Consider the following 26,471-nt stretch of genomic DNA (forward strand, 5'->3'; position numbering starts at 1 on the left):
CGCCTTGCGACCCCGTCTCATCCTCGTCGCGCCGCCCGATCTCACCAGCGACCGCCTCCGGGCGGCGCTGTCGGGCGGCGATGTCGCCGCGCTGGTCCTGCCGACCGGCGCGGCTCACTTGCGCGCGCTCATCGCGACGGCGCAGCAGGAGGGCGCCGCGGCGCTCCTCGATTATGAACTCGCCACGGGCGGTGCGTCGCCCTGGCCGCTCGCCTATGGCGCCGACGGCGTCCACGTCCACGGCGACTTCAAGGCGTGCGTTGCCGCCGTCGGCTCGCGTCCCGAGGGGGCGACGATCGGCGCAGCGACGAATTCACGCCACGATGCGATGAGTCTCGGCGAGACCGGCGCCGACTATTTGTGGTTTGGTGATCTCCAGCGTCTCGATGAGGACGCGCTGGAGCTCGCGATCTGGTGGCAGGCGCTGTTCGAGGTGCCGGCTGTCGCGGCGGGCCCCTGTGATGCGGCGGCGATCGAGTTTATGATCGCGACGAGGGTGGAGTTCATCGCCGTGAATGTGTTCTCGAGTGCCGACGACCCTGGCGAATGGGTCGCGCGGATCAACGGTCTCCTCGACCAGGGCGTCACCGCGTCGTGATCCGGCTCGGGGCGGTCTTCCTGTCCGCCGCGATCGGGGTTGCGGCGGCCCAGTGCGCCTATGCGCAGACGGCGGACGCACCCGCCGAGGCCGCGCCCGCGCCCACGCCGTCGGACGCCCTCCCGCCGATCGACGCCCCCGACCCCGCCATTCCCGCAGCCGAAACGGCCGACACGCCGTTCGAGCCCGACGCCGCGCCGGCCGAGACCGATGCGGCCACCCCCGCGCCGCAGACGGGCGAGACCCCCGCGACCGACGCCGCCGCCGCGACGGACGCCCCGGCCGTGACGGGCGAGGCGGAGGCTGAGACCCGGCCCGACCCCATCGCCGAACTCGCCGAGCAGGCCCGCCGCGAGGCGGAGGCCGCTGCGACCGCCGAGGCCGAGGCCCCGGCCACCGTCGAGGCGCCCGCCCCGGTGCGCGACGTCACCTCCGAGGCCGTGGCCCCGGAGCGGATCCTGGAGCCAGCCGAACGACCCGCCGCCGAGGCGACCGTCGAGCCCGACGCGGGTCAGCCGGATGCGCCCGAACTCGCCGCCGAGCCCGAGGCGCCCGCGCCCGCACCGCAGATCGCGGCCGAGCCCGAGCCGGCCGCCCCCGCCGAGACCGAGGCGTCCGCGGTGGAGACGGTGGCCGAGCCCGAGGCCGTCGACCCGGCCGACACCGAGGCCGAGACCGCCACGCCCGCGCCGACCACCGGCGAAACGCTCGCCGAGGAGGAGGCGCCCGCCGGACCCGCCACCCCTGAGACGACGGAGGCCGAGGCGCCCGCGCCCGTGCCGCAGGACGACGCCCCGCGCAGGGTCGAGACCGTGACCGTCACCCCGGACCGGCCCGCCGACGAGACCGGCGCCGCCACGGGGGAGGGCACGGAGGCCGTGCCCACGCCGGCCGAGACCGTGCGCGAGGACGCCCCGTCCGTGCCGACGGAGGCCACCGGCACCGCGTCCGGCGCGGATATCGACGCCGCGCCCGCCGCAGGGGCCGACACCCCGGTCGAGACCGTGAACCTCCCGTCCGCCAGCGAGACGCCCGAGGCGCTCGCCGCGCCGCAGGGAACCGTCGCGCCGGAGCCCGAGCCGCGTCCCGCGCACACCGCCTCGACCCCGCCCGACGACGCGCCCGCCCCCGAGGGCGAAAGCCAGGACACCGTCGCCGCCCCCACGACGCCCGTGCTCCCCGAATCGCTGATGCGCCGCACGCCGGGCGTCGCCGAGCTTTTCCTTGAGCAGGAGCGGCCGCGGCGGCGCTATCTGCCGATGCCGCTCGCGCGTCCGATGCGCCTGCCGCAGCAGGAGGCGCCCGGCGTCGTGGTGTCGAGCGCCCACACCGGCGACCGCGCCTCCGCGACCGACGCGCTCTCGATCCCCGAGGAGTTCATCGGCCACGATGCCGGCGTGCTTCCCGACGTCTCGATCCCCCAGGAGATGCTCGCGGCGGCGGGCGCGGCCCACCCGCTGACCCTCGCCGACTATGCCTTCGGCGCCTACCAGCGCGGCCTCTACCGCACCGCCTTCCAGGTGGCGCTGCGGGCCGCCGCCAACGACGACCCGAACGCCGCCGCCCTCATCGGCCGCCTCTACGAGGAGGCGCGCGGTGTCGACCAGGACCTCGCGAAAGCGGCCGGCTGGTACGCGATCGCGGCCGATGCGGGCAACGCCGCCGCGCAGAACCGGCTCGCGGCGATGCTCCTCATCGGGCGCGGCCTGCCGCGCAATCCGGAGCGCGCGATGGAGGAATTCCGCAGCGCCGCCGCGGGCGGCAACGCCGCCGCCGCGCACAGCCTCTCCCTCATCTACCTGAAGGGGGAGGGGACGGAGGCGGACCCCGAGGCCGCCTTCCGCTACATGAAGCAGGCGGCGGAGGCGGGCGACGTTTCGGCCCAGTTCGCCCTCGCCGTGATGTACGAGGAAGGGCAGGGGACCCTCCCCGACGAGGCGGCCGCCACCCACTGGTACGGCCGCGCGGCCGCCGGTGGCGACAAGTCGGCGATGCTCGACTATGCGCTGCGCGTCTTCAACGGCGTCGGCGTTGCGGCGGACGAGCCGACGGCGGCGCGATATTTCGGCCGTGCCGCGCGCCAGGGCAACCCCGTCGCTATGAACCGCTTCGCCCGCATCCTCGCGAACGGGCGCGGCGCGCCGCCCGACGCGGTGGAGGCGATCAAGTGGCACCTCCTCGCCCGGCAGGCCGGCATCTCCGACCTTTTCCTCGACGGTTTCATGGGCACCGCAGACCCCGACATCGTCGACGAGGCGCAGCGCCGGGCGCGCCTCTTCGCGGGCGGCTGAACGGCCCGTCCGGCCTCCCGCGCGCGGCGGGGGTTGGCAAATCGCGCCGGATCGACGACATAGCGCAGATCCCGACCGGCGCCGCGTCGCGCTTGCGATTGGTCGCAGCCTGTGGTTTCCAGCGCGGAAACCTCGCCTGGCGCGCGTCCGGCGCACGCTGTCCGGTCCATTCTTTCACTTCGATCCCTAGAGCTCGGCCATGAAAATCAACGGCAACGAAATTCGTCCCGGCAACGTGCTGGAGCACCAAGGCACTCTTTGGGCCGCGGTGAAGGTGCAGCACGTGAAGCCCGGCAAGGGCGGCGCGTTCGCGCAGGTGGAGCTGAAGAACCTCCTCGACGGGCGCAAGCTCAACGAGCGCTTCCGCTCCGCCGACAGCGTCGAGCGCGTGCGGCTCGAGCAGAAGGACTTCCAGTTCCTCTACGAGCAGGGCGACAACCTCGTCTTCATGGACACCTCGTCCTACGAGCAGCTCGAGCTTGCGAAGGATTTCGTCGGCGACCGCGCCGCCTTCCTCCAGGACGGCATGATGGTCACCGTGGAAATGTATGAGGAGAAGCCGATCGGCATCTCCCTCCCGCAGCACGTCACGCTCGAGATCACCGAGGCCGACGCCGTGGTGAAGGGGCAGACCGCCTCCTCCTCCTACAAGCCCGCCGTGCTCGAGAACGGCGTGAAGGTGATGGTGCCGCCCTTCATCGAGGCCGGCGAGCGGATCATCGTCGACACCGAAGAAGTGGCCTACGTCCGCCGCGCCGACTGATCGGGAGGCGCGATCATGGCCCGTTCGGCCCTCCTCAACGTGATGGTCGCCGCCGCCGAGAAGGCGGGGCGCAGCCTCGCGCGCGATTTCGGCGAGATCGAGAATCTGCAGGTCTCCCGCAAGGGGCCGGCCGATTTCGTCTCCAAGGCCGACATGCGCGCCGAGGAGATCGTCTATCGCGAGCTCTCCAAGGCCCGCCCCGGCTACGGCTTCCTCATGGAGGAATCGGGCGAGACGCCGGGGGATGACAGCCAGCACCGCTGGATCGTCGACCCGCTCGACGGGACGACGAACTTCCTGCACGGCGTGCCGATCTTCTGCGTGTCGATCGCGCTGGAGCGGCAGGGCGAGCTCGTCGCCGGCGTCATCTACAACCCGGTGATGAGTGAATTGTTCGTCGCAGAGCGCGGCGGCGGCGCGTTCCTGAACGACCGCCGCATCCGCGTCGCGGCGCGCACGGACCTTGCCGACACGCTGGTCGCGACGGGTCTTCCGTTCCTCGGCCACGGCAACCAGGTGCAGACGCTGTCCGAATTGCAGCCGCTGATGAGCCGCGTCGCGGGCATCCGCCGCGCCGGTTCGGCCGCGCTCGACCTCGCCTGGGTCGCCGCCGGCCGTTATGACGGCTACTGGGAGCACAGCCTGAAGCCGTGGGACATCGCGGCGGGCATGGTCCTCGTGCGCGAGGCGGGCGGCTTCGTCTCCGACGGGGACGGCAAGGGCGAGGCGCTCACCACCGGTTCGATCGTGGCGGGCAACGAAACCGTCCACCGCGCGCTCCTCAAGACGCTGCGCGCGGCCAAGGAGGGGCGTCCGATCGCCTCGTGAGGCGGCCGATCGGCTCAATGCATTCGGACCGAATTCGCTAAGCGCCTGTTCAGCTTGGCGTGCTTAGACTGAGGCGGCGCGAAACTGTTTGTCTTCGCGTCGCCATGCAATGGCGTTTCTCCTGTAACGAACTTCGGCTACATGTGAGAATATGGCCCGTAAAAAGGATCCCTACCGACTGAGCACCCCGCAGGTCTACCTGTGGCGGATGATCCTGTTCGTGATCCTCGTCGCGTTCCTCATCTTCATCCAATTCTCCACCGTGATGACCGCCTTCATGGCGAACCCGATCCTCAACGGGCTCATCATCGCGGTCGGCGTGTTCGGCATCCTGCTCGCCGTGATCATGGTGGTGCGCCTTTTCCGCGAGGTGGCGTGGGTGAACCGCTTCCGCATCGGCGCGGAAACGCAGCGGCGCCAGCCCATCCTCCTCGCCCCGATGGCGACGCTGCTGCGCGACGGGGTGGAATCGACGGTGATGAGCGCCGTCACGATGCGCACCATCCTCGACACGGTCGGCACAAGGCTCGACGAGCAGCGCGACATCCTGCGCTATCTCATCGGCCTTCTCGTCTTCCTCGGCCTCCTCGGCACCTTCTACGGCCTCCTCCAGACGATCTCGTCGGTGGGCGCCACCATCAACTCGCTCGACGTCACTTCCGGCGACTCGGCGGTGATCTTCCAGGACCTCAAGGCCGGGCTCCAGGCGCCGCTCGTCGGCATGGGCACGGCCTTCTCGTCCTCGCTCTTCGGCCTCACCGGCTCGCTGATCGTAGGCTTCCTCGACCTCCAGGCGGGGCAGGCGCAGAACCGCTTCTACACCGAGCTGGAAGACTGGCTCTCGACGCTCACCGACATCGTGGACGATCTGGAGGTGGCGGGCGCGGCGCAGGCGGCGATCGACCTCCAGCGCGCGGTGGACCGGCTGACCGAGCTCGTGGCGAGCCAGTCCGGGCTCGGCGGGGGCGGGGACCGGCAGACCGCGAAGGCCCTCGCGACGCTCGCGGAGGGCATCCAGGCGATCGTCAAGAACGTGCGGCGCGAGCACAAGGTCCTCATCGACTGGGCCGAGGCGCAGGGCGCGCAGAACGAGCGGATCGAAGAGCTCCTGGTGCGTCTCAACAACGCGCTCGAGCAGGACGAGCGCGCCTGAGGGTCTGACCCATGCCGCTTGTATCCAGACGCCGCGAGATCCGTGCCGACTACTGGCCCGGCTTCGTCGACGCGATGGCGACGCTGCTTCTCGTCATCATCTTCCTGCTCTCGCTCTTCATGCTGTCCCAGTTCTTCCTCAGCCAGGAGCTGTCGGGGCGCGAGACGGCGCTCGCCCGGCTGAACGCCCAGATCGCGGAGCTCTCCGAGCTTCTGGCGCTGGAGAGGGCCGGGAGCAGCGAGCAGGCCGACGAGGTGATCGCGATGAGCGCGAGCCTCGACGCGCTGATGAACCAGCGCAACCAGCTCCAGGGCCAGCTCTCGCGCGAGCAGGAGAACGGGGACGGGCAGACGCAGGAGGTCACCGCGCTGCGCGACCAGCTCGCGAGCGAGCGCGAGGTCGGCGCCGACGCCCTCTCGCGCGTCGCCCTCCTCAACCAGCAGCTCCGGGCGCTGCGGCGCCAGATCGGCGCGCTGGAGGAGGCGCTGGAGGCCTCCGAGGCGCGCGGGCGGGAAAGCTCGACCCAGCTCGCCGATCTCGGCCGCAGGCTGAACGTCGCGCTCGCCGAGCGCGTCCAGATCCTCAACCGCTTCCGCTCCGACTTCTTCGGCCGCCTGCGCGTGATCCTCGCCGAGCGGTCGGGGATCGAGATCGTCGGCGACCGCTTCGTCTTCCAGTCGGAGGTGCTGTTCCCGACCGGCTCCGACGCGCTGAACGCAGAAGGGCGCGAGGAACTCGACAAGCTCGCGACCGAGCTGATCGCCCTCTCCGAGGAGATCCCGGACGATATCGACTGGGTGTTGCGCGTCGACGGCCACACCGACTCCCGCCCGCTCGCGGGTGGCGGGCGCTTCCGCGACAACTGGGACCTCTCGGCCGCGCGCGCGATTTCCGTCGTGCAATATCTCATCAGCCGCGGCGTTCTGCCCGAGCGGCTGGTGGCGGCCGGTTTCGGCGAGTTCCGCCCCCTCGACACGGCCGAAACGCCGGAGGCGTACGAGCGCAACCGGCGCATCGAACTAAAGATTACGGAACGGTGAACGACGCGGCGGGCACCCGCCAGCGTCACACCAGCCTTGCAGAATAGGATGATTGCTCGGGTCGGCGATTGTCCTAAATCACGGTGTATCACCCGTTGGTGCAAACGACATTCCCGGCAGGGCGCAGCAAGATCTCGCGCGCCTGCCGCCGTTAGGACTCGCCGAAAATGGTCTCCGACTCTGCGTTTTATGCCGCTCTCGCCCTCGTGGCGGCGTTCCTTTTCTTTGGGAACATCGCGCTTCTGATGGGCATCCTCTTGCAGCGGGTGCAGCGCATTCGCCGCACAGGCGAACCGGTGCGCATGCTCTTCTCGCGGAACATTGTTCCGCTCCCGTCCAAGGGCTGAACGAAGACTTCGGGGCGGCGGCCGACGCCGCCCCTTCTACTGCGCGGCGTCGACCGCGACCGGCGCGGGCCGTCCCGGCCCCCCGAACTGGAGCGCGGCGAGGCGGCCATAGATGCCGCTCTGGCGTGACAGCTCCTCGTGCGTCCCCGTCTCGACGATCCGTCCCCCGTCCATCACCAGGATCCGGCCGGCGCTCACCACCGTCGCGAGGCGGTGCGCGATGACGAGCGTCGTGCGACCCACCATCAGCCGCTCCAGCGCCTCCTGGATGAGCGCCTCGCTCTCCGCGTCGAGGCTCGACGTCGCCTCGTCGAGGAGCAGGATCGGTGCGTCCTTCAGGATGGCGCGCGCGATCGCGATGCGCTGACGCTGGCCGCCCGAGAGGGTGATGCCCCGTTCCCCCACCACAGTCGCGTAGCCGTCCGGCAGGGCGCGCACGAACACGTCGACGCGCGCGGCCTCTGCGGCGGCCACGACGGCCGCCTCGTCCGCCTCCGGGCGCGCGAGGCGGATATTGTCGGCGATCGAGGTCGCGAGGATCGTCGTGTCCTGCGGGACGACCGCGATGCGCCGCCGCAGCGCGGAGAGGTCCGCCGCGCGCACATCCACCCCGTCGACGACCACCCGCCCGCTCGTCACGTCATAATTGCGGCCGATGAGCTGGAAGACGGTGCTCTTGCCCGCCCCCGACGGGCCGACGAGGGCGACCGTCTCACCCGGCGCGACGCTGAAGGACACGTCGTTGAGGATCGGGCGGGAGAGATCGCCCGGATAGGCGAAGGACACCGCCTCGAACGCGAGCTCGCCCTTCGAGGGCTCCGGCAGCGGCGTCGGGCGCGCGGGCGAGGCGATCTCCGGCTCCTCGCGGGCGAGGAGGGAGAGGCGCTCGGCCGCGCCGGCGGTCTGCGCGATCTCGCCCCAGACCTGGCTCAATTCGCTGAGCGCCCCGGCCGCGAACACCGCGTAGAGCACGAACTGGCCGAGTGCGCCCCCCGTCAGCGTGTCCGACAGCACCTGCTGCGCGCCGAGCCACAGGACGGCGACGATCGCGGTGAAGACGATGAAGATGACGATCGCGGTGAGGATCGCGCGCGCCCCGGTCGCCTTGCGCGCCATCTCGTAGGATTCCAGCGCCCCGTCGCGGTAGCGGGCCACCGCACGCCCTTCGGCGAGGAAGGACTGGAGCGTGCGCACCGAACCGATCGCCTCGGTCGCGTAGGCCGAGATCGTGGCGAGGGTGTCCTGCGCCGCGCGCGAGCGGCGGCGCACGCGCCGGCCAAAGGCGACGAGGGGGAGGACCAGGAAGGGAATCGCCGCGAGCGTCACCGCCGAGAGGCTGGGGCTCGTCACCACCATCATCGTCATCGCGCCGACGAAGAGGAGGGCGTTGCGCAGTGCGATCGACGCGCTCGCCCCCATCGCGGCCTTGATCTGGGTGGTGTCGCCGGTGAGGCGCGAGACGATCTCGCCCGAAAGCGTCCGGTCGAAGAAGCTCGGCGAAAGGGACATGACGCGGGCGAAGACGTCGGACCGGAGGTCCGCGACGATCCGCTCGCCGAGCGTCGTCACGAGATAGTAGCGGGCGGCCGAGGCGATCGCGAGCGCGCCCGCGACGACAATCAGCATCCCGAAATAGGCGTCGATGAATTCGGCATTGTCGGCGACAAAGCCGAAATCGATCATCCGGCGGACGGCGAGGGGGAGGGCGAGGGTCGCCCCCGTCGCCGCCAGCATTGCGAGGCCCGCGAGGATGAGGCGGCCCTTGTGACGCATGGCGTAGGGCCACAGGAAGGCGAGCGGGCGCAGGCGCACGCGCTCGCGGCGTTCTCGGCTCGGCTCGTCGGTGGATTGCGCGGCGGACGCCGCGCTGTTTCGACCAGATCGCATGGGGTTTGAGAACCCTTCTCGTTCGCGAAAGTCAATGTGGCAGCGTCGGCAACTTGCGCAGACGGCCCAGAGGGTTTACGTGCAGCGGGTTTCTCACACGGTGCGGGATATCATCGCGGCGGCATCGGGTTGCCCGTGATGGTGTCTCGTACGCATTTTCGACGCCAAGGACGAGCCATGAAGAAGGACATCCACCCGGACTATCACCCGGTGACCATCGTGATGACGGACGGGTCGGAGTATCTGACCCGCTCCTGCGCCGGTGCCGCGGGCGACACGATCCGTCTCGACATCGACCCGCGCACGCATCCGGCCTGGACGGGCGGTCAGCAGACCCTGCTCGATCGCGGCGGCCGCATCTCGCGCTTCAAGAACAAGTTCAAGGGCATCCCGGGCGCCTGACGCCCGGAACCCTCGATCAAAGGCGGAAGAAGCTTTCCGCCTTGGCGCGCGTGTCGCCTTTGTCCTTGATCTCGCTCGTGATGCGCTCGGCCTCGGCGAGGCACGCATCACGCAGCGCTTCGAGCTCTCGGATCGACATCCGGCTGAGATCGTCTCCCAAAAAATGGGCTTTCGGAGCAGGGGCGTCGTCGTCCATGGTCACCTCCATCGGGACCAAAGGTAACGCGACCCGCTAGAGAGTTCGAGGGGGAAGAGATGTCGATAGAGCCGATGATGCGGGCGATCATCGCCAGCGCACCCGGCGGCCCGGACGTTCTGACCATCGAGGAACATCCGACGCCGGCGCCGGGACCGACCGAAATTCTGATCGAAGTGGCCGCGGCCGGCGTCAACCGGCCCGACTGCATCCAGCGCGCCGGCCACTATCCGCCGCCGCCGGGGGTGACGCCCATCCTCGGCCTCGAATGCGCGGGCGAGGTGGTCGCGGTCGGCCGCGAGGCGTCGCGCTACAAGGTCGGCGACATGGTGATGGCGCTCGTCCCGGGCGGCGCCTACGCCGAATATGTCGCGGTCGACGAGACCAACGCGCTGCCGATCCCCGGCGGGCTCTCCCTCGTCGAGGCGGCGGCGGTGCCGGAGACCTTCTTCACGGTCTGGAGCAACGTCTTCGACCGGGCGCGGCTGCGGCCCGGCGAATGGTTCCTGGTGCACGGCGGCTCGTCCGGCATCGGCACCACCGCGATCCAGCTCGCCAAGGCCTTCGGCACGAACGTCGTCACGACGGCCGGGTCCGACGCCAAGTGCAAGGCGTGCACAAATCTCGGCGCGGACCGGGCGATCAACTACAACACGCACGACTTCGTCTCCGTCCTCAAGGAGTCGAACCCGGACGGGATGGACGTGATCCTCGACATGGTCGGCGGGGACTATGTCGAGCGCAACTGGAACGTGGCGGCCGAGGAAGGGCGCATCGTCCAGATCGCGACGCTGAACGGCCCGTCCGAGGCGAATTTCGCCAAGCTGATGCGCAAGCGGCTGACGCACACCGGCTCGACGCTCCGCCCGCGCGACGTCGCCTTCAAGGCGACCATCGCCGAGCAGCTCGAGACGTGCGTGTGGCCGCTCCTCGAGGAGGGACGGGTCCGTCCGGTAATGGACAAGACCTTCCCGTTCGAGGAGGCCGCGAAGGCGCATCGGCGGATGGAGGGAAGCGGGCACATCGGAAAGATCGTGCTCACCCTCTGAGCCGAATTGCGCCGCCGCCCGCAGAGGCCTATATCTGCCTCGTTCCCGAAAAATCCCGCAACTTGCCGGGTTCTCCTGCCTCTCACGGCGGGAGAGCACAAGGAGGTTCCATGCAAGCTGACCCCGATACGCCATTGATGCCCAAGGCGACCGCCGTCTGGCTGGTGGACAACACCTCGCTCACGTTCGAACAGATCGCCGCCTTCTGCCGCCTGCACCCGCTCGAGGTGGGGGCGATCGCCGATGGTGATGCTGCGCAGGGCATCAAGGGCGCTGACCCGATCCAGACGGGCCAGCTCACGCGTGACGAGATCAAGCGGGGCGAGGGCGACAAGGCCTATCGCCTCAAGCTGTCGAAGCCGAAGACGATCGTGCCGGAGCTGAAGCGCCGCGCGCCGCGCTACACGCCGGTGTCGAAGCGCCAGGACCGGCCGAACGCCATCCTCTGGCTCCTGCGCCACCATCCGGAGCTGAAGGAATCGGCGATCATCCGGCTCGTCGGCACCACGAAGACGACGATCCACGCGATTCGCGACCGGACGCACTGGAACTCGGCCAACCTTCAGCCGCTCGATCCGGTGACGCTCGGCCTCTGCTCGCAGATCGACCTCGACCGCGAGGTGGAGACCGCCGCCCGTGAATCCGGCGTGACGCAGCCGGTCCAGGCGTTCCCGCTGGAGCAGCCGGACGCGCTCCTGTCCGTCGAGGAAAGCCTCGACCACAGCGCGGACGACGATCGCGCCTCCTCGCGTGAGCGTTTCGACCCCGACGCCGTCTTCTCCGGCCTCGCGCCGTGGCAGAAGGGCCAGCCCCGCCACGAGGAAGACGATGACGATTGATCGGCCTCGCCGGATCCACCTCTTCCGGTGACCGGCGAGACCCTTCTCCTGTTCGTCGCGACGGAGTTCGTTCTGTCGCTGACGCCGGGGCCCGCGGTGCTCCTCGTCGTCGCGACGGCGCTCAGGAGCGGGCCCGTGCCCGCGCTCGGCAGCGTGTGCGGCGTGCTCGCGACCAACGCGGCCTATTTCGCCCTCTCCGCGCTCGGCGTCGGAGCCCTCATCGTGGCGAGCGCCACGCTCTTCACGATCGTGAAGTGGGTGGGCGCGGCCTACCTCGTCTATCTCGGCATCGGGATGGTGCGGCCGCTGATCCGCCGTCTCGTGCGCGGTCCGCAGGCGTCTGGCGCTGACGGGCCGGTGCCCGTTGCGCCGATCTCCTTCCGCCGCGCGATGGGCAAGGGAATCGCCGTACAGGCGGCCAATCCCAAGAACCTCGCCTTCTTCGTCGCCCTTCTCCCCCAATTCGTCACGCCGGACGGCGCGGTCGCGACGCAGCTTGCGGTGCTCGGCGTCGTGTCGATCCTCGTCGAATTGCCGGTTCTCCTCGCCTATCTTCTCCTCGCCACCGTCTCCTGGCGGTGGATGAGGCACAGGGCGATCCTGTGGCTGGAGGGGATCGGGGGCGGCATCCTCATCGGGCTCGGCGCCGCGCTCGCGGCCTCGCGCGCCCGCTGAACGCAAAGAAGGCCGGCGATCCGCCGGCCTTCTTCGTTAAACCGAGGCGCTGGAGCGCGCCTGGCGTCGTCCTTAGAACAGGAACTGGTCCGGGACGAGGTCGTCGGTGTAGCCGGCGAGGATGATCGTGTCGCCGAAGAGACGGATCACGGTCGCGTCCGAATAGGTCGTCGTCGCATTCATGACCGCGTTGTAGTTGAGGTCGTAGTCGCGCAGGTCGAGCTTGTCGGTGACGTCGAAGTCGCTGACGAGGTCGCGGCCGTCGCCCCGCTCGAAGACGAAGCGGTCGCGGTCGGCGCCGCCCGTCATCGTGTCACGGCCGATACCGCCGACGATCACGTCATTGCCTTCGCCGCCCTGCAGGAAGTCGTTGCCGCGGTCGCCGATCAGGACGTCGTCGTCGCCGGCGCCGAAGAAGGTGTCGTTGGCGTTGCCGCCGCGCATCGTGTCGTTGCCGCCGGCGCCGTTCACGGTGCCGGAGAACGCGTCGCCGATGGCCTTGTAGCTGTCAGGGCCGTCGCCGAAGAAGATGGCGTCGTGCATGTCGCCCTTGTTGATGATCTTGTCGGCGTCATCGGACCCAATTCCCATGTCCACTTCGCCGAGGATCTGGCCGTTCGCGCGCACGATCAGCGTGTCGGCGCCCGAACCCATGAAGACGTCCTGCGTAATCAGGCCCGCGAGATCCACACGGTCGTTGCCGCCGCCCATGTTGAGCGTGCCGGCAAGGTCGCCATTGCCGCGATAAAAGTCGTTGCCGGCCGCGTCGATGTCGTCATTGTCATCGTCGTCATCTTCGAGATCGAGGATGACGTTGCCGTGGATGCGGCCATTGTTGATGACGGTGTCGTCAGCGCCCTGCAAATACACGGCAGCTTCGTCACGGCCGACGATCAGGCCGCTGTTGACCAGCATGCTGTCGAAGCCCGGGCGGATCGGATCGTCGCCCTGTTGAACAGCCGTCTTGACGCCGAATTCACCAGAAATCCGGCCGCTATTATAGATGTCGACAGTCGTTCCATCGGCTGCGCGCGCAAGGACGCCCGGCGCGTCGGCTGCGCGGATGAAACCGTCATTGCGAATTTCAACACTGTCAAAATCAACGCCGTCGAAGATTGCAGGCTTGCTCGATTCGACGCGGACGCGTCCGGTTTCAGTGACCAGCACGTCTTCGTTGCGGACCGCGACGGGAGTCGTGATCCTGTCTGTAATCGTGACCATGGAACGTTCCTCTCTGAAAACCACGGAGTGTCCGCATGTGCGGATCTCCGTCCCACGGCCGTTGAATGGTTGTGATTATCGTCTTGTTCCCTTTGGAATGTAAGAAATTTAGAAATGATAAGGGCTGACATTCGACGCTTGCGCGCTAACGCACGCTTTTCCCACTCGACCCGAGAGGCGCTCTTCGGATCGTCAGTCCACGCTGAAGGTCACGCGCTCCGAGCTGCCGTCCGCGGCGACGACGGTAAGCGTATGTTCCCCAGGCGGCACGTCGATTTGCGCTGAGCGCCGGTTCGGATGGACCGACTGCGGCCGCCCGTCGAGAAGCCACACATCCACCGGCAGGCCGAGAACGCGGGCGACGAGCGGGGCGCGGCTCCCGTCCCCGCGCGAGAGCGAGACGCGCGCGTCCGCCGGCGGGAAGGCGATGGAGAGGGCGTTGCGTGGCCGCGGCGCCGAGCCGCCTCCGCCGCTGACGGTGCGGCGCGGCATGAACTGGCGCAGCGGCGGCGGCAGATCGGCGGTCGCGACCGGGAGGGGCGGCGCGGACCGCCGCTCGATCCCGATCCGCGCGAAGGCGTCGAAGAGGATCGGCGCGGCGTCGGTCCAGCCGGTGAGCGAGGCGATCGGCGTCCCGTCCGGCCGCCCGACCCAGACGGCGACGACGTGCTTGGCGTCGTAGCCGATCGCCCAGGCGTCGCGGTTGCCGTAGGACGTGCCCGTCTTGTAGGCGATTTCGCCGGGTGGCGCGTTTCGCGGCGGCAGCATCCCCGACAGGATCGCCGAGACGGCCTTGGCGGCGCGCTCCTCCAGGAGGCGGCCCGGCCGGCGGGGCATGGCATCGTCGGTGACGCGCAGCGCCACCGGCCGCCCGTCGCGCGCGAGGGCGGTGTAGAGCGCGGCGAGGTCGATGAGGCGGGTGCCGAACCCGCCGAGCCCGATCGCGAGCGAGGGCTCGTATCCGACCGGCAGGTCCACCCGCGCCCCGGCCGTCTGCAGGCGCACGGCGAGGCGGACCGCGCCGATCGCGTCGAGGAGCGCGATCGCCGGCACGTTCAGCGACTGGCGCAGCGCCTCCGTCGCGGTGACGAGGCCGCGGAAGGTGGTGTCGAAATTCTCCGGCTCGTAGCCGGCGAAGGTGGTGGGGGTGTCCTCTAGCAGGGTCATCGGGGCGATGAGCCCGGCCTCGATCGCGAGCCCGTAGATGAAGGGCTTCAGCGTGGAGCCCGGCGAGCGGACGGCCGTCACCATGTCGACGAAGCCGGCGCGGTTCTCGTCGAGGAATTTCGCCGCGCCGACGCTCGCCCGGATCGCGCCATTGTCGATGTCGGCGACGAGGATCGCGGCGGAGACCTTCGGGCCGATGAGGTCCACGCGCTGGGAGGCGAGCGCCTCCAGCGAGGCCTGCCAGTCGCGGTCGAGCGTCGTGTTGTGGACGGAGCGGTCTGGCGCGGCGTTCGCGAGCTGGCGCGCGAGGTGGGGGGCAAGGCGCGGCACCGGACGCCGCCGTGTCGGGATCGGCTCGCGCTCGGCCTCGGCCGCGTCGCGCGCGGTGATGATGCCGCGCTCGGCAAGGCGCGCGAGGACGCGCTCGCGGGCGATGCGGGCGGCCTCGGCGTCGCGGTCGGGGCGGCGCGTCTCGGGCGATTGGGGCAGCGCGATGAGGAGCGCGCTCTGGGCGAGCGTCAGGCGGGCGGGCTCGCGGCCGAAATAGGCGAGGCTCGCCGCGCGGATCCCCTCGATGTTGCCGCCATAGGGGGCGTTGTTGAGGTAGATCCGCAGGATCTCGTCCTTCGACAGGCGCCGTTCGAGCTGGATCGCGCGCGCGGCCTCCTCGGCCTTGCGCAAGAGCGTGCGCTCGCGCCGCTCGGTGAGGAGGCGGACGGTCTGCATCGTGAGGGTGGAGGCGCCGGAGACGATGCGCCCGCTCGTCACGCCCTGGAAGAGCGCGCGCCCGGCCGCCTGCGGGTCGACGCCGATATGGTGGCGGAAGCGCTTGTCCTCGTAGGCGATGAGGAGGGCGATGAAGTTGGGGTCGACTTCGGCGAGGGTGACCGGCAGGCGCCAGCGGCCGCTCTGGTCGGTGAAGGCGCGCAGGAGCGCGCCGTTGCGGTCGAGGACGACGGTGCTCGGCGGGGCGGGCGCCATCGGGGGCGGATTGCGTGCGTCGGCAACCGGGATCGCGATCGCCGCCGCGAGGATGGCGAGGAGGGCCCCGCTCGCAGCGAAGGCCCGCCAGTGGCGGGCGCGGCGCCGGGGGCGCCGCGCGGGGGCCGGATCGGCGCTCAGCGGGTCGGCACCACGGCGACGGTGCCCGCCTCCGTGCGTCCCACATAGCGGGTCTGGTACATGTCCACGACCTCGGAGGCGGGCAGCGTGAAGGTGCCCGGCGAGACGGCGCGGACCATGTAGGTCACCGTGATCGGCTCGTCCTGATAGCCCGCGAGCGTCCAGGCCGCGGCGAAGCGGTCGTCGCGGAACTCGGTGTGCTCGGGCACCTGGCCGACCTCGGCGAGGGGGAAGGTCGCGATGTCGGCGCTGGAGACGAGGCGCGGATTCTCGATCTCGAAGCCGGCCGGGAGGAGGTCGGTGAGCATGATGCGCATCGGCACCTCCGCCGTCTTCGTGATCGTGAGGCGGACGAGGAGGCGCGTGTTCTGCGCGACCTGGTCCGGCGTGGTCTCGGCCCCGTCGAGCGTGTGATAGGTGCGCTCGATGACGAGGCCGTTGGAGACGGGGGGCAGCGGGGCGAGCGGGGTGCCCGTCACCGTGCTGGCGACCGCCACCGTGTTGCGCCCGTCATTGCGCACCACCACGCCGTCGACGAGGGCGTCCGCGCCGAGCTCGCGATAGAGCGGCGAGGTGAGCGGCGTGCCGTCGACCGAGATGCTGCCGGGGGCCGGCGTCGTCGCATGGGTCGCGAGGAGCAGCCAGGCGGCCTCCTGTGTGGAGAAGACGCGCCCGTCGGTCGCCGCCTCCATGCGGGACAGCATCCCGGCGAGGTCCGAGACCGTCCCTTCACCGACGCGGCTCTCGGCCGCGAGCGTCACCATCGCGGCGGCGTCGCGCAGCGGGGTGCCGTAGTCCATCCGGTCGTTGCGGGTCGAGAAGCGGGTGTGGACCGCGTCCTGGAAGAGCGAGCGGGCGAGGGTGGCGTCGCCCGAGAGGGCGAGGCTCGCGGCGAGCTGGGCGCGCGCCAGCGGGGCCACGAAGTCGTTGAGGCGCTCCTCCGCGAAATAGCGCAGGTCCCCGATCGCGGCGCGGCCGTTGCGGGCGAGGACGTAGGTCGCATAGGCGATCTCCGTCCCGCGCTCGCCGTCGACATCGCCGATATAGGTGAGCACCGACTGGAGACGGTCGAGGCCGTTCTCGAAGGCGATGCTCGGAACCTCGTAGCCGGCCTCGCGGGCGCGGCTGAGGAAGTCCATCACATAGGCGGTGAGCCACAGATCGTAGCCGGGCGACCAGAGGCCGAACCCGCCGGACGAGCTCTGGAAGGCGAGCACCCGGCCGATGGCCTTCTCGATGCGCGGCTTCAGCGCCATGTCCTCGTCGAGCCCGATGCTGGTCGCGACCTCGTTCAGATAGAGGAGCGGCAGGGCGCGGCTGACCGTCTGCTCGGCGCAGCCATAGGGGAAGCGGTCGAGCATCGAGAGGAGCCCGGCGGTGTTGATCGCGCCCGCGCCGACCGAGAGGGTGACCACCGCGTCCGTGTCGAACCCGTTGGTGAGGGCGCGCGTCAGCGTGGTCGCCTCGCCGGGGGCGAGGGCGACGAGGCGGCGGCTCGAGACCGGCGTCGCCGCCGGGCGCACCGCGAGCGTGTACTCGGACTGAAGGTTCAGCCCGTCCGGCCCTGTCAGCGTCGCGACGAGGGTCGCGGTGCCGACGCCGGTCGCCGCGATCGGCATCTCAATCGAGGTGCGCTGGTCAACGGCGAGCTCGACGCTTTCCTCCGGCCGGTCGATCTCGACCGGGCCGTCGGCGGCCACAGAGAGGGTGTAGGTGCCGGGCGCGCCGGACACGTTGTGGAGGTCGACGCGCATGCGCGTCGAATCGTTCGGGGCGAGGAAGCGCGGAACCGAGCCTGCGACCACCACCGGGTCGCGCACGATCATGTCGGCGCTGGCGTCGCCGATCCGCGTCTCCGTCCACGCGATCGCCATCAGGCGCAGCGTGCCGTTGAAGGCGGGGACGTCGAACGTGATTTCGGCGTTGCCGTCGGCGTCGGAGGTGACGAGGCCGCTGAAGAGGGAGACCGGCTGCTCGTTCGGCGGCAGCGCCTCGGTGCCCGATCCCGGACCGTCACCGCCGGAGCGTATCCGCCCGCGGGTGGAGCCGAACCCGTCGATGAGGTCGCCATAGAGGTCGCGCAGCTCGACCGCGAGCTGGCGCTGGCCGAGATAGAAGCCGTCGACGTCGGGCGGGGTGTAGCCGGTGATGTTGAGGATGCCGACATCGACCGCCGCGAGCGTGAGGCGCGCGGTCTCGCCGGCGCCGAGCCCGGAGATCTTCACGGGCACCGTCACGGCCTGGCGCGGGGCGGTGATGTCCGGCGCGTCGATCGCGACATCGAGGCGGCGATCGTCGGTGTCGACATCGAGATAGACGATGCCGACGGCGCGCTGGGGGAGGGGCCGCGCGTCGGTCGCGGCGTCCGCCGGGCGCACGAGCGTCGCCGAGACGTAGGCGCCGGGCGCCCAATCCTCGGCGACCGTGATCGGCACCGTCGCGCCTTCGGCCGGCACGTCCACGAACTCATAATGGCGCACGTCTCCGGTCATGACCGTCACGAGGGCGGTGCCGGCATAGCGCGGCGCGATCGAGAGGGTCGCCGTGTCGCCGGCCGCGTAGCGCTCCTTGTCGAGGTGGAGCTCCAGCACGTCGGGCGTCTCGGCGGTGGCGGCGGAGGTGACCCAGCCGCTCCAGAAGGTAGTGGAGCTCGCGAGGCGTCCGTCGCGCGCGTCTGTCACCTCGAGGCGATAGTTGCCCCAGGTGACGGGGATCGCGATGCGGGCGACGCCCTCGGCCGTGATCTCGACCGTGCCGTTCGCCACGTCCTCGATCCGCTCGACCGCCTCGTAAAACCAGCGGTCGCCGCGGCGATACCACTGGAAGGAGCGGTTGATCCGCGTCAGCGTCCAGTCTGCGCTGACATTCATGCGGTTGCGCTCGGCATCGAGCGCGATCACCTCGAAGCGCGCCTCGGCCCCTTCGCCGACGCGGTCGTCCTCGAAGAGCGGCTTGATGCCGATCATCGACTGGTGGGTGTCGACGGGGAGGGTGAGCGTGTCCTCGACGGTGCGCCCGCCGGGCTCGCGCACGCGCACCGCGATGCGCGCCTCGAGGGCGCCGGTGGCGTCGGCCACGTCCGCGATCGGCACCTCGATGGTCGCCTCACCGTTCGGGCCGGTGCGCGGCAGGTCGAAGAGCGGGGCGCGGCGCGGGGTGAAGGGTTCGGAATCGAGGCCGAACCGGTAGCCGGGGAAGGCGGCGATGCCGGAGGCCGGGCGCAGCGTCACGCCGCCCTCGATCATGAGGTCGGAGGCGGGGGCGCCATAGAGGAATTTCGCCATGATCTCGGCGGTGACCGTGCCACCCGCCTCGGCCTTTGTCGCCTCGCTCGTGAGGTTCACCTCGATGCGCTGCGGGACGAAATCCTCCACGAGGAAGCTCGTCGTGCCGACGGCCGGCCCTTCCGGGTCGATGTGGGCGCTCACCTGCCACGTGCCGGTGAGGGCGTTGGTGGTGAGCGGCATGTCGAGGGCGAAGCCGCCCGCCTCGTCGGAGCGCTGCGTGATGCGGCGGGAGAGGACGCCGTCCGGGCGCGTCAGCTTGATCGTGACCGGCAGCGCGAGGGAGCGGGAGGTGTCGTCGCGCACCAGCGTCGTGAGATGCACGGTCTCGCCGGCGCGATAGACGCCGCGCTCGGTGGCGAGGAAGGCGTCGACGGGGCCCGGCGCCGCGCGGCCCGCGACGCCACGATCGGTCAATTCGAACGCGCCGCCGAGGAGCGGGATGAAGGCGAAGTCGTTCTCGCCATTCTGCGCGGTCACGAGCGTCGGAGCGAGGCCGCCATTGGTGCGGCCGGTGGTGGCGAGACGGGCGTGGCCCTGCGCGTCGGTGCGGGCGGAGGCGAGCACCTCCTCGTTGCGCGCGACGAGCGAGACCTCGACGCCTTCTGTGGGCTGCGCGGTCTTCAGCGAGCGCACGAAGATGTCGACCGTGCCGCCGTTCGAGTAGGTCGCGAGGCCGATATCGGAGACGACGAACCACTGGGTGGCGAGCGCGTCGGACTGGTCGGCCTCCTCGGCCGGGCGGGCGGTGAGGATGTAGACGCCGGGCTCGGTCGATTTCAGGATCTCGTCGAGCGGGAAGAGGGTCGTCACCTCCTCGTTCAGCGTCTTCTCCACCGCCATCTTGCCTTCCCACACGAGGGCGCCGCGATCGGAGGCGATGTCGTCGGTCTCATAGGACCAGAGCGGGCGGCGGAAATCCTCGGAGCGGACGACCTGGGCGAGGTTGCGGTCGTTGATCCGGTAGAGCGCCATGTCGAGCGTTTCGGAGTTGATCGTCGTCACCGGCACGCCCTCGGCCGAGGCGGGCAGGACATAGCGGTTGGAATCGAAGCGGGCGAGCGGGGAGCGGTCGCGCACATAGATGCGGAAGTTGGACGGGCTCTCCAGCACCTCGCCGACGGTGGAGGGCAGCCCCTCGCGCAGCGTCACCTGATAGCGCCCGCCGTGCTCAAGCCCCTCGACGCACAGCTGGCGGCTCTCCACCGAGATCGCCGGCGTCGCGATCGAGTCGACCGAGACGAAGCGCTCAAGGTCGCTCGCCTCGCCCCGCAACGTCTCGGAGAACTGGACGCACATGCGCGGCGTCGCGGTCTCGGCGTCGACCGAATAGTCGAGCACGCGGAAGCCGTGATCCTTGCGCAGTTCGGTGAGGCGCGCCTCGACCGCGGGGTCGAGGTTCAGCGCCAGGGATGCGGCGGCCGACTCGATGGCCGGGCGGAAGAGGCCTTGCTTCTCCATCGCCTGGGAGACGACCGCGAGGGCGCGGCCCTGCTCGGTGACGCTCGTCGCGTCGCGAATGCCGAGATAGCCGGCGGCGGCGGCGAAGCTCTCCGCGTCGCGCGCCTCATAATAATTGGTGTAGCTGCTGTTCAGCATCCGCCGGGCGAAGTCGAGCCAGGCGGCGGTGCGGCTGACGGCGAGCGCGTCGGCCGTGCTCACATTGATGAGGCCGATCTGGCGGCCGGTGCTGCGCGCGGCGCTGATCTGCGCCTCGAGCCGGGTCGCCTCGCGCGCGATGTCGCTCGGCAGGAAGGCGAGGTCGGGGAGCGGCATCCGCTCGGCCGGCGCCGTCTCGAGGACCACGGCGGAGGTGGCACCCTTGTAGGGGACGCGCTCGCCGGCCTGGTTCTTGAGGAAGCACCAGCGTGCCCGCTCATTGTAGGTGAAACCGCCGCACTGGCTGTCGGCAAGGCAGGCCTGCTGGCAATCCTGCAGCTCGACCTCGCGCAGCGTCTGGTAGTCGCCGCCCGGCAGGTCGAACCCGCTCAGCATCTCGAGCACGCGCTCCGCCATCGCCGGCGACGCCGCGAGGAAGCCCACCCCGAGTGTGAAGACCGCAAGACTTTGACGAAACGCGTTCTTTTGAACACCGATCTTCAACATCGTCGCCTCCCCATATTTGGCGAACTCTTTACCGCGAATAAGCCAATGTTGGAATGTCCAGAGCGATTTGCGACGGACTTGAGGTCGATCAAATCGCTTTACGGAAACGATTGTTCTCCGGAGCCCGCGCCGCCGGCCGCAAGGGCGGCCGCGCCGGTCTTGCGCCGGCCCGGCGCGGATGGGATCACGGGGCGGGCGCGCAATCGCGGCCCGTCGCGGGGCGAAGAGGGGCGGAGATGACGGAAAAGGGCGGGGGAAAGGGCGCGCGTCCGGCGTGAGCGCACCGGAGACAGAGGCGGCGCGGGGCGAGGGGACGCCGAAGCCGCCCTCGCGCCATCACGACCACCGCGCGCCCGACGGACGGCCGCGCGACGACGTGCGCCGCGCGCTGCGCGACCTCTATTATGGCCGCTCGCCCGCCGCGCGCCGGTTCCGCTTCGCGGTGATGATCTTCGACTTCGCCTCGATCACCTATTTCATCACCACCAGCGTCACCGCGACGGCCGAGCACTACCAGTTCATCGACTTCATCATCGGGATCATCCTACTCATCGATCTCGTGGTGCGCACGCAGATCGCGCACAATCCGCTGAAGCAGGTGCGCCACCTGTCCTTCTGGATCGACTGTCTGGTGATCGTCGCGCTGTTCGGCTCGGCCTTCCTGCCGGACCTCGACTTCGTGCGCGTCCTGCGGATGCTGCGCGTCCTGCGCTCCTACCGCCTTCTTTATGAGCTGCGCGGCGACTTCATCTGGTTCCGCCAGCAGGAGGAGGTGATCGAGTCGGCGGTGAACCTCATCGTGTTCATCTTCGTGATCACGTCGCTGGTCTACGTGGTCGAGCACCAGCACAACCCGCAATTCCAGACCTTCCTCGACGCGCTCTATTTCACGATCACGACGCTCACCACCACCGGCTTCGGCGACATCACCGTCGACGGGACGTGGGGGCGGCTCCTTGCGATCTTCATCATGCTGTTCGGCGTCGGCCTGTTCCTGCGGCTGCTACAGGCGGTCTTCCGGCCGACGCGCGTCTCTTATGATTGCCCGCGCTGCGGCCTCGAACGGCATGACCTCGACGCGGTGCACTGCAAGCACTGCGGCGAGATCCTGAACATCCCGACGGAGGGCGCCGTCTGAGCGGCGCGCCCGCTCTCAGTAGCGCACGTTGATGCGCGTGTTGCCGCGCCCGTGGGCGGAGACGAGATTGTAGAGCGTGCGCGCATTGTCGGGGGAGAGGCGGACGCAGCCGTGCGAGGCGGGGCGGCCGAGCTGCTTGGTGTAGTAGGTGCCGTGGATCGCGTAGCCGCCACGGAAGAAGATCGAATGCGGCATCGGCGAATTGTTGTACTTGCGGGAATAGTATTTCTTGTACATCCGCGTCGGCCGATAGTTGCCGGCCGGGGTGCGGTAGCCCTTGCGCCCGCTGGAGATCGCCCAGCTATAGGCCGGCTTGCCGCCGACGGACACGTACATGCGCTGCGCCGACAGGTCGATCGTCGCGACGACGCCAGCGGCGAAAGCTGAGCTGGTGATCGCCGCGAAGCAGAGCGCGACGAGGGCAAGAACCAGGCGGGAGGCAAATCGATTGCGCATGAAAATACTCCGTCGGTCGATCGCATAGATTCGGGGGCGGTCACAGCTTCGCCGCAATGATGGCGAGTGAGCAATCCCGAATAGCCTTCGCGAAGTCGTCTCGACTGGAGGTGTTGCTCAAAAGTCCCGTTTGAGTGACGAAGACTGACCAGAAACAGTCATCAATTGGTGAATTCGTCGCTCATCGATGCCATGAATCCTTAAGTACTTTCACGAAAGCGTGAAAACGCGTCAGAGCGCGTCGATGGCGGCCTGGATCAGATTGTCCGCGTCGGCGGAGTCCCAGGCGGCCGCACCGTGGAGGACCCCGGCCGCGCACCCGTCGGGGCCGACGAGGAGGGTGGTCGGCATCCCCTGGGCGAGGCCCTCGGCGCGCAGCGAATTGAAGAGGCTCAGCGTCGGCTCGCGAAAATAGTCGAGGTTCGCGGCCCCCGCGCGCTCCAGGAAGGTCTCCGGATTGTTGCGGTCCTTGTCGTCGATAGAGACGGCGACGACGGAGAAATCCTCGCTGCCGAAGCGCTCCTGGAGGCTCGCGAGCGCCGGCATCTCGACCCGGCAGGGCGCGCACCAGGTGGCCCAAAGGTTCAACAGGATCAGCCGTCCCTTGAAGTCCTCGAGCGTTTTCGCGGCCGGCGCGACCCCGTCATAGGGGAGGGCGGTGAGGTCCTTCGGGTCGAGCGTCTGGAAGGCCGCCATGTAGCCGGTTGTCCTCGGTTCGACCACCTTCGCGATCCGCGTCGCGGCCTGGCATTGCGACGAGCCGCTTGCACCACTAAAGAGGGCGGGCCAGGCCGTGATCGTCACGGCCGCTGCAAAAATCACAACGATGCCCAACGCGGCCCCGCCGAAAGTCAGTAGTCGATGCCGCGACACGGTATTCTCCAAGTCCTGTAGATCTGCCCATGACCGAGCGCACGCCTAACACGTCGACCCCAGCCCCGCAGCCGCTCCCGAAAGGGAACGCCCTGTGGGGCGGCCGCTTCGAGGCGGGGCCCGGCGCCATCATGGAAGAGATCAACGCGTCGATCGACGTCGACAAGCGCCTTGCGACACAAGATATCGCCGGCTCGCTCGCCCACGTCGCGATGCTCGCCGCCACCGGCATCGTCAGCGAGGCGGACGCGGCGAAGATCAGCGACGGTCTGAAGCAGATCGCCGGCGAGATCGCGGCGGGGGATTTCCCCTTCTCGCGCGCCCTCGAAGACATTCACATGAACATCGAGTCGCGCCTGAAGGACCTCATCGGCGAGCCGGCCGGGCGCCTCCACACCGCGCGCTCGCGCAACGACCAGGTGGCGACCGACTTCAAGCTCTGGGTGCGCGACGCGCTCGACGGGCTCGACGCCGAGATCCTCGATCTCCAGCGCGCCTTCGTCGAGGTGGCGGAGCGGCACGCCGGCACCATCATGCCGGGCTTCACCCACCTCCAGTCTGCCCAGCCGGTGACGTTCGGCCACCACTGCCTTGCCTATGTCGAGATGCTGGCGCGCGATCGCGGCCGGATCCGCGACGCCCGCGCCCGGATGAACGAGAGCCCGCTCGGCGCGGCGGCGCTCGCCGGCACCGCCTTCCCGATCGATCGCGAGATGACCGCCTCCGCCCTCGGCTTCGAGGGGCCGATGCACAATTCGCTGGACGCCGTCTCCTCGCGCGATTTCGCGATCGAGGCCCTCGCGGCGGCGGCGATCGCGGCGACCAACCTCTCCCGCTTCGCCGAGGAGGTGGTGATCTGGTGCTCGGCCCCGTTCGGCTTCGTGAAGCTGTCGGACGCCTTCACCACAGGCTCCTCGATCATGCCGCAGAAGAAGAACCCCGACGCCGCCGAGCTGGTACGCGCGAAGGTCGGCCGCATCGTCGGCGCGCTGAACACCCTCCTCATCGTCATGAAGGGCGTCCCGCTCGCCTATTCGAAGGACATGCAGGAGGACAAGCCGCCCCTCTTCGATGCGCTCCCCGCACTCTCCTTGTGTGTGCGCGCGACGGCCGGCATGGTGCGCGATCTCAAGGTGAACGAGGCGGCGATGCTGGCGCTGGCGTCGAAGGGACACACGACCGCGACGGATCTTGCCGACTGGCTCGTCCGCTCGCTCGGCCTGCCATTCCGCGAGGCGCACCACATCACGGGCGCCGCGGTGCTGGCGGCCGACCGCAAGGGCAAGGAAATCGCCGACCTCTCGCTGGCCGAGCTGCAGGAGGTCGACCCGCGCATCACCGAGGACGCGCTCGGCTACCTCACCGTGCAACGCTCGGTCGCGAGCCGCATGAGCCTCGGTGGCACCGCCCCGGCGCGGGTGCGCGAGGAGGCGGGGCGCTGGCGCGCTCTCCTCTGGGCCGAAGCATGATCCGCGCGATCCTCCTCGCCGCGGCGCTCATCACCGCGCTCGGCGCGGCCGGGTGCGGCCGTCGCGGCTCGCCCGAGGCGCCGCCCTCCACCCAGTCGACGCCGCGCGTGCCCGTCGATCCGACCGATCCTCACGGCACCAAGGCGCCGGAGCGCTCCTTCGTGCTCGACCCGATTCTCCAATAATGCACCACTTCGAAGAACGCGGCGGCGAACTCTACGCAGAGGACGTGCCGCTGTCGGCCATCGCCGCCGCCGTCGGGACGCCGGTCTATATCTACTCGGCCGCGACCTTCACCCGGCACTATCGCGTCTTCTCCGACGCGCTGACCGAGGCGAACGTCCCGAACCTCGTCTGTTACGCCATGAAGGCGAACTCGAACCAGGCGATCCTGACCCTCCTCGGCAATCTCGGGGCCGGGATGGACGTCGTCTCGGGCGGCGAACTCGCGCGGGCGCGCGCCGCCGGCATCCCCGGCGAGCGCATCGTCTTCTCCGGCGTCGGCAAGACGGACGCCGAGATCGTCGCCGCGCTCGACGCGAAGATCCTCTGCTTCAACGCCGAGTCTGAGAGCGAGCTCTTCGCCCTGTCGCGCCTTGCGAGCGAGCGCGGGGTCCGCGCCCCGGTGTCGCTGCGCGTCAACCCGGACGTCGACGCCCGCACCCACGCCAAGATCGCGACCGGCGCGGCCGAGACGAAGTTCGGCATCCCGGCGAGCCGCGCGCGCGAGATCTACCGCGAGGCGGCCTCGCTGCCGGGCCTCTCGGTTGTCGGCGTTGACATGCATATCGGCTCGCAGATCACCTCGCTCGACCCGTTCGACAACGCCTTCCGCGTCCTTGCCGACCTCCTCGACGCGCTGCGCGGGGACGGGCACGAGATCAAGCACATCGATCTCGGCGGCGGGCTCGGCGTGCCCTACGAGGAGGGGCAGCCCATTCCGCCGCGTCCCGAGGCATACGCCGCCCTCATCGCGCGCCACGCCAACCGCTTCGGCTGCCGCATCATCCTGGAGCCGGGGCGGATGATCTCGGCCAATGCCGGCATCCTCCTCACCCGCGTCATCCACCGCAAGGAAGGGGAGGCGAAGACCTTCCTCGTCGTCGATGCGGCGATGAACGACCTCATCCGCCCGACCCTCTACGACGCGCATCACGAGATCCGTGCCGTTCACCCGCGCGTCGGCGCGGCGCACCGGGTCGACGTGGTGGGCCCGGTCTGCGAGACGGGCGACTATCTGGCGCTCGACCGGATGCTCGCACCGGTGGAGCAGGGCGACCTCCTCGCCATCATGTCGGCGGGGGCCTACGGGGCGGTGCAGGCGAGCACCTACAACACGCGCACCCTCGTGCCCGAGGTGCTCGTCTCTGGCGACCGCTTCCACGTCATTCGTCCGCCGATGCCGCCGGCCGAGCAGATCGCCCGCGACAGCGTCCCGGCCTGGATCGGCGAGGCGGGCGAGCCCGCGATGGACGACAGCGCCGCCACCGGCTGAGCGGCTCCCACACCTCTGCGGCAGATTGTTGCATCGCACACGCTTTGCAACAAAAACGTGTGCAAAACGAAT

20 protein-coding genes and 1 pseudogene are annotated in these 26,471 nt (G+C 69.6%); 14 read left to right on the forward strand and 7 right to left on the reverse strand.

From position 1 onward, the window contains the following. Positions 1-4 precede the first annotated feature (4 nt). The 6 genes from DBV35_RS03590 to DBV35_RS03625 all read left to right on the forward strand — a co-directional run bounded on the left by DBV35_RS03590 (position 5) and on the right by DBV35_RS03625 (position 6,673). Positions 5-598, forward strand: a complete 594-nt coding sequence (locus DBV35_RS03590) for a thiamine phosphate synthase (RefSeq protein WP_157961561.1) — start codon at positions 5-7, stop codon at positions 596-598. Continuing rightward, complete coding sequence (locus DBV35_RS03605; RefSeq protein WP_157961562.1) at positions 595-2,889, forward strand: tetratricopeptide repeat protein; 2,295 nt, start codon at positions 595-597, stop codon at positions 2,887-2,889. Before DBV35_RS03590 ends, DBV35_RS03605 begins: the two co-directional genes overlap by 4 nt. 199 nt (positions 2,890-3,088) lie before the next feature. Further along, on the forward strand, positions 3,089-3,652 hold the full coding sequence (gene efp / locus DBV35_RS03610) for an elongation factor P (protein WP_108658866.1): 564 nt from the start codon (positions 3,089-3,091) through the stop codon (positions 3,650-3,652). Between the two features lie 15 nt (positions 3,653-3,667). Then, a complete protein-coding gene (locus DBV35_RS03615; RefSeq protein WP_108658867.1) occupies positions 3,668-4,480 on the forward strand; it encodes an inositol monophosphatase family protein in 813 nt (270 codons plus the stop codon). Between the two features lie 151 nt (positions 4,481-4,631). Further along, positions 4,632-5,633 (forward strand): flagellar motor protein MotA, encoded by a 1,002-nt coding sequence (locus tag DBV35_RS03620; protein ID WP_108658868.1) that lies wholly within the window; start codon positions 4,632-4,634, stop codon positions 5,631-5,633. Positions 5,634-5,644: 11 nt separating this feature from the next. After that, positions 5,645-6,673: a peptidoglycan -binding protein gene (locus DBV35_RS03625; protein WP_108658869.1), complete on the forward strand. Its 1,029-nt coding sequence runs from the start codon at positions 5,645-5,647 to the stop codon at positions 6,671-6,673. Between the two features lie 491 nt (positions 6,674-7,164). Here the strand turns inward: DBV35_RS03625 and DBV35_RS03635 are convergent. Next, positions 7,165-8,907, reverse strand: a pseudogene (locus DBV35_RS03635) (ABC transporter transmembrane domain-containing protein); the annotation flags it as partial. A gap of 177 nt (positions 8,908-9,084) precedes the next feature. Between DBV35_RS03635 and rpmE the strand changes: the two are divergent. Further along, positions 9,085-9,309 (forward strand): 50S ribosomal protein L31, encoded by a 225-nt coding sequence (gene rpmE, locus DBV35_RS03640; RefSeq protein ID WP_108658872.1) that lies wholly within the window; start codon positions 9,085-9,087, stop codon positions 9,307-9,309. A 16-nt stretch (positions 9,310-9,325) separates the two neighbouring features. On the opposite strand, the gene DBV35_RS03645 is transcribed toward rpmE, so the two are convergent. Continuing rightward, the gene (locus DBV35_RS03645; RefSeq protein WP_157961563.1) at positions 9,326-9,505 is read right to left on the reverse strand and encodes a DUF1192 domain-containing protein; all 180 of its coding nucleotides are present in this window, start codon (positions 9,503-9,505) and stop codon (positions 9,326-9,328) included. Between the two features lie 59 nt (positions 9,506-9,564). On the opposite strand from DBV35_RS03645, the gene DBV35_RS03650 reads away from it, so the two are divergent. The 3 genes from DBV35_RS03650 to DBV35_RS03660 all read left to right on the forward strand — a co-directional run bounded on the left by DBV35_RS03650 (position 9,565) and on the right by DBV35_RS03660 (position 12,068). Then, positions 9,565-10,554 carry an NAD(P)H-quinone oxidoreductase gene (locus tag DBV35_RS03650; RefSeq protein ID WP_245943824.1) on the forward strand — a complete coding sequence of 330 codons (990 nt, stop codon included), beginning with the start codon at positions 9,565-9,567 and terminating at the stop codon, positions 10,552-10,554. Between the two features lie 137 nt (positions 10,555-10,691). Beyond that, positions 10,692-11,393: a DUF1013 domain-containing protein gene (locus tag DBV35_RS03655; RefSeq protein ID WP_108658874.1), complete on the forward strand. Its 702-nt coding sequence runs from the start codon at positions 10,692-10,694 to the stop codon at positions 11,391-11,393. A 27-nt stretch (positions 11,394-11,420) separates the two neighbouring features. Continuing rightward, positions 11,421-12,068, forward strand: coding sequence for a LysE family translocator (locus DBV35_RS03660; RefSeq protein ID WP_108658875.1), 648 nt, complete (start codon positions 11,421-11,423; stop codon positions 12,066-12,068). Positions 12,069-12,140: 72 nt separating this feature from the next. Here DBV35_RS03660 and DBV35_RS30120 read toward each other — a convergent pair whose 3' ends face one another. The 3 genes from DBV35_RS30120 to DBV35_RS03675 form a co-directional block, all read right to left on the reverse strand. Continuing rightward, complete coding sequence (locus tag DBV35_RS30120; RefSeq protein WP_157961564.1) at positions 12,141-13,289, reverse strand: calcium-binding protein; 1,149 nt, start codon at positions 13,287-13,289, stop codon at positions 12,141-12,143. A gap of 192 nt (positions 13,290-13,481) precedes the next feature. After that, positions 13,482-15,437: a penicillin-binding protein 1C gene (pbpC, locus tag DBV35_RS03670; RefSeq protein ID WP_108658876.1), complete on the reverse strand. Its 1,956-nt coding sequence runs from the start codon at positions 15,435-15,437 to the stop codon at positions 13,482-13,484. A gap of 137 nt (positions 15,438-15,574) precedes the next feature. Continuing rightward, positions 15,575-20,968, reverse strand: a complete 5,394-nt coding sequence (locus DBV35_RS03675) for an alpha-2-macroglobulin family protein (RefSeq protein WP_108658877.1) — start codon at positions 20,966-20,968, stop codon at positions 15,575-15,577. 274 nt (positions 20,969-21,242) lie between these two features. On the opposite strand from DBV35_RS03675, the gene DBV35_RS03680 reads away from it, so the two are divergent. Beyond that, complete coding sequence (locus DBV35_RS03680) at positions 21,243-22,106, forward strand: potassium channel family protein (RefSeq protein ID WP_245943825.1); 864 nt, start codon at positions 21,243-21,245, stop codon at positions 22,104-22,106. Between the two features lie 15 nt (positions 22,107-22,121). Here DBV35_RS03680 and DBV35_RS03685 read toward each other — a convergent pair whose 3' ends face one another. Together DBV35_RS03685 and DBV35_RS03690 are read right to left on the reverse strand one after the other, a co-directional pair. Beyond that, a complete protein-coding gene (locus tag DBV35_RS03685) occupies positions 22,122-22,562 on the reverse strand; it encodes a L,D-transpeptidase (protein ID WP_108658878.1) in 441 nt (146 codons plus the stop codon). 231 nt (positions 22,563-22,793) lie between these two features. Beyond that, the gene (locus DBV35_RS03690) at positions 22,794-23,285 is read right to left on the reverse strand and encodes a TlpA disulfide reductase family protein (protein WP_157961565.1); all 492 of its coding nucleotides are present in this window, start codon (positions 23,283-23,285) and stop codon (positions 22,794-22,796) included. A gap of 179 nt (positions 23,286-23,464) precedes the next feature. Between DBV35_RS03690 and argH the strand changes: the two genes are divergently transcribed. Genes argH through lysA form a run of 3 tightly spaced genes read left to right on the forward strand, consistent with a single transcriptional unit; the run spans position 23,465 to position 26,399 of the window. Continuing rightward, positions 23,465-24,904 (forward strand): argininosuccinate lyase, encoded by a 1,440-nt coding sequence (argH, locus tag DBV35_RS03695; RefSeq protein ID WP_108658880.1) that lies wholly within the window; start codon positions 23,465-23,467, stop codon positions 24,902-24,904. Beyond that, positions 24,901-25,089 (forward strand): hypothetical protein, encoded by a 189-nt coding sequence (locus tag DBV35_RS03700; protein ID WP_108658881.1) that lies wholly within the window; start codon positions 24,901-24,903, stop codon positions 25,087-25,089. Before argH ends, DBV35_RS03700 begins: the two co-directional genes overlap by 4 nt. Further along, complete coding sequence (gene lysA / locus DBV35_RS03705; protein WP_108658882.1) at positions 25,089-26,399, forward strand: diaminopimelate decarboxylase; 1,311 nt, start codon at positions 25,089-25,091, stop codon at positions 26,397-26,399. The genes DBV35_RS03700 and lysA overlap by 1 nt, the downstream gene beginning before the upstream one ends. The last annotated feature ends 72 nt before the right edge of the window (positions 26,400-26,471 follow it).

The sequence above is a fragment of the Acuticoccus kandeliae genome, from assembly GCF_003073115.1.